Genomic DNA, 2,968 nt, shown 5'->3' with positions numbered 1-2,968 from the left:
TCGCCTCTCGGTGACGGTGGAGTGGGAAGTCGATGACACCGACTTCCCACTCCCTCAGCCAGCCCTGCAGCCAGCCCATCAAACGGGGGAAGCGGCCGGGCGGCGGAGTAGGAAGTCGGCTACACCGACTTCCTACTCCGGGGGGTCAGGAGCCGGCGAGGAGGTCGCGGAGGAGGGCCACGGTGTCGGCGTCCAGGTCGCGGCCGGTGCGGCGGCTGAGGGCGTCGAGGCGGTTGACGGCGCGCAGGAGCTGGTCGCGGGCGCCGGCGGAGGCGTAGGCGTAGAACAGGTCGCGGTGCAGCAGTTCGACGTCCGGGGCGACGGCGAGGCCGCGGAAGACGGCGGCCTCGGCGCTGCGGTGGTCGCCGTACTGCAGGCGGCGGGCGGCGAGTTCGTGGGCGGTGTCGACGATCGCGGCGATCATGTCCTGCCGCTCGCTCTCGGCCCAGCCGTAGGCGGCCGGCGGGGCCTCGGCGAACGGGGCGCCGCGGACCAGGGCGAGGGCGTGGGCGAGGGCCGCGTCGGCGGTGGCGCTGGTGCTGCGCATGCCGCGCCGGTAGAGGCTGCGGAACTCGTCCCAGTCGCAGGTGACGGCCGGCGCGAAGGTGTAGCCCTCGACCGAGTCGGTGGCCAGGAACGGCCGGCCGTCCGGGGCGGTGCCCAGCCAGGCGGCCAGGTCGGCGAGCTTGACGGGCAACGGGCTTCCGCCGTCGGCCGCGGTGGGGTGCGGGTCGAGGTGGGCCGCGCCGGGGTGCAGGTCGTGGTCGAGGGCGTTGTGGTCGGCGCCGGGGCGCAGGGCCAGGTAGGCGGCGAGTTCGGTGAGCCGGACGAGCGCGCCGGGTTCGGCGCTGCCGCCGGTGCCCGCGACGTCGACCGGGCCGAGCAGGCGGATCCGGGGAGTGGCCCGGGTGGCGTGCGCCTCCGGGGAGCGGAGGATGGCGAGCAGGTCGTCGCTGTCGCTGCGGCCGGAGGTGGTGCGGGCGACCGGGGCGGACGCGGCCGGACCGGGCTCGGGGCGGGCGGGCATGCGCGGGTCGGCGGCCGTGGGGGCCGGGGCCGGGTCGTGGGTCGGCACCGGCTCGGGGATCCGCTCGGGCGCCGGGACCGGGGCGGGCGCGGGGATCGCCGCCGGGACGGGCGCGGCGTCGAGCGCGGGCGCCGGGGCCACCGCCTGAACGGGCGCAACAGGCGCAACCGGCTCAGCGGGAGGAACAGCGGGGACAGCGGGAGCAGCGGGAGCAGCGGGAGCAGCGGGAGCAGCGGAACCAACGGGCGCGACGGCCTCGGGCAGGCCGAGGTTCTGCGTGGTCTCGTCCCCGTCGAAGCCGCCCGATCCGTCCGGATCCTCCGTCGCCGGTTCCACGACCGGCTCCACCACCGGCTCCACGACCGGCACCGCGGGCACCGGCGCGACCGGGAACGTGACCGGGAAGGCGGCCGCCGGTCCGGTCGGCACTGCGGCGGCGCCGGCCTGGCGGCCGAGCCCGTTGATCAGGTGGCGCGGGGCGGGCAGCGCGGCCGGTCCGGCGCCCGCGAACGGGCTGGCGCCGGTGCCGATCACCCGGGCCAGCAGCCGCGGCCCGGCCGCCCCGGGACCGCCGTCGGCGTCCGCGTCCTGGTCGTCCCCGTCGTCCGGGCCACCCAGGGCGGCGTCCAGCGCGGCGAGCGAGAAGCCGCCCGCCGGGCCGTCCGCGCCCGGGCCCGCGGCGGCGCCGACGCCGGCGAGCACCGGGACGGGCACCGGCAGGTCGGCGGGCTCCAGCTCCTCGCCGTCCAGGGTCCAGGCGGGGGCGGGGTGCTGGGTGGTGTCGTCGGCGCTCCGGAGCAGCTCGGTGACCTGCTCGTACTGGCCGGTGGTCAGGCGCTGCAGCTCCAGGGAGACGTTCAGGCCGGGGATGACGGCCTGGCCGGTGGCCGGGAGGGTCCAGCGGGCGACCGGGCCGGTGCCGCGCTCGGGTGCCCGGGTGACCACGGCGACGCAGGTGCGGGGGCGGGCGTCGAGCAGCCGGCCCAGCTCGGCCGGGACCTCCCCGCCGGGCTGGTGGGCACAGAGCACGATCTCGGGGACCCAGGACTCGTCGGCCAGGCCGCGGCTGCGGGCGTCCCGGGGGCTGGCGGCCTCGGCGGCCACCAGCGTCGCGCGGGCCTTGGCGGTGCGCGGGCCGAGGGCGGCGAGCGCGGCCTCCAGGGTGGTGTGGCGGTGGATCCGCTCGGCGGCGGGACCGCTGATCGGCACCTCCTCGGCGAGGTCGACCAGGTGCAGGTGGAGACGGTCGGCGAGCGGGCTGTGGGCGAGTTCCAGCGCGAGGGTGCGCAGCACGTCACGGGCGTCGTCCGGGTGGCCGGAGAGGTGCAGCAGCCGGACGGTCTCCAGGTCGGCGAGGACCACCGAGCCGTCGGCGGCCGAGCCGAGGGTGACCAGCGCCGGGTAGGGGGCGGCGGTCTTGCGGGCCTGGCCGGGCGAGAGCAGGCCGTCGGAGTCGGCGGCGCACCACCAGATGTTGGGCGCGTGGGCGGCGCGGAACGGCGCGATGGGGGCGGCGGCCCCGGAGAGGTGGAGTTCGACCGTGCGGCCGGGGGTGATCCGCGCGGCGACGATCGCGGGCAGCCGCTTGCCGCCGCGCACGGTGTTGCGGGCCATGCTGCGCAGGGCGCGGTCGAGCAGGTCGAGGCCGGCGTCGTCCTGGCGGGCCTTCAGCTCCGCCTCGAAGGCGGCGGCGGGGGCGGTGGGAAGGGCGATGCGGTGCCGGGGGCGGCGGCCGCGCAGCTGGCCGCCGCGCTTGCGGGCGACGGTGCCGACCATGATCGCGGCGAGCAGCACGCCGACGGTCGAGGCGGCGAGGGCCACGGTGTAGTCGTCGTCGGGGGCCTGCTCGGCGTGGGCGGCGGGCGCCTGGGCGTCGGCGTGCGCGGCGGGCGCGGACGGCTGGCCGGGCGCCGGGGTCTGCGCGGGCGCGGGGGCCTGGGC

Annotated in this window: 1 protein-coding gene; it reads right to left on the bottom strand. The window is 78.7% G+C overall.

Annotated elements, in window-relative coordinates; all coding sequences use genetic code 11:
- Positions 1-145 precede the first annotated feature (145 nt).
- Positions 146-2,968, bottom strand: a 2,823-nt coding sequence (locus tag ACFU9E_RS27280) for a BTAD domain-containing putative transcriptional regulator (RefSeq protein WP_380715425.1), incomplete at its 5' end; no start/stop codon positions are given.

It is taken from the genome of Kitasatospora sp. NPDC057595, from assembly GCF_042800875.1.
Classification (GTDB): Bacteria; Actinomycetota; Actinomycetes; order Streptomycetales; family Streptomycetaceae; genus Kitasatospora.
This window is presented reverse-complemented; position numbering and strand designations above follow the sequence as displayed.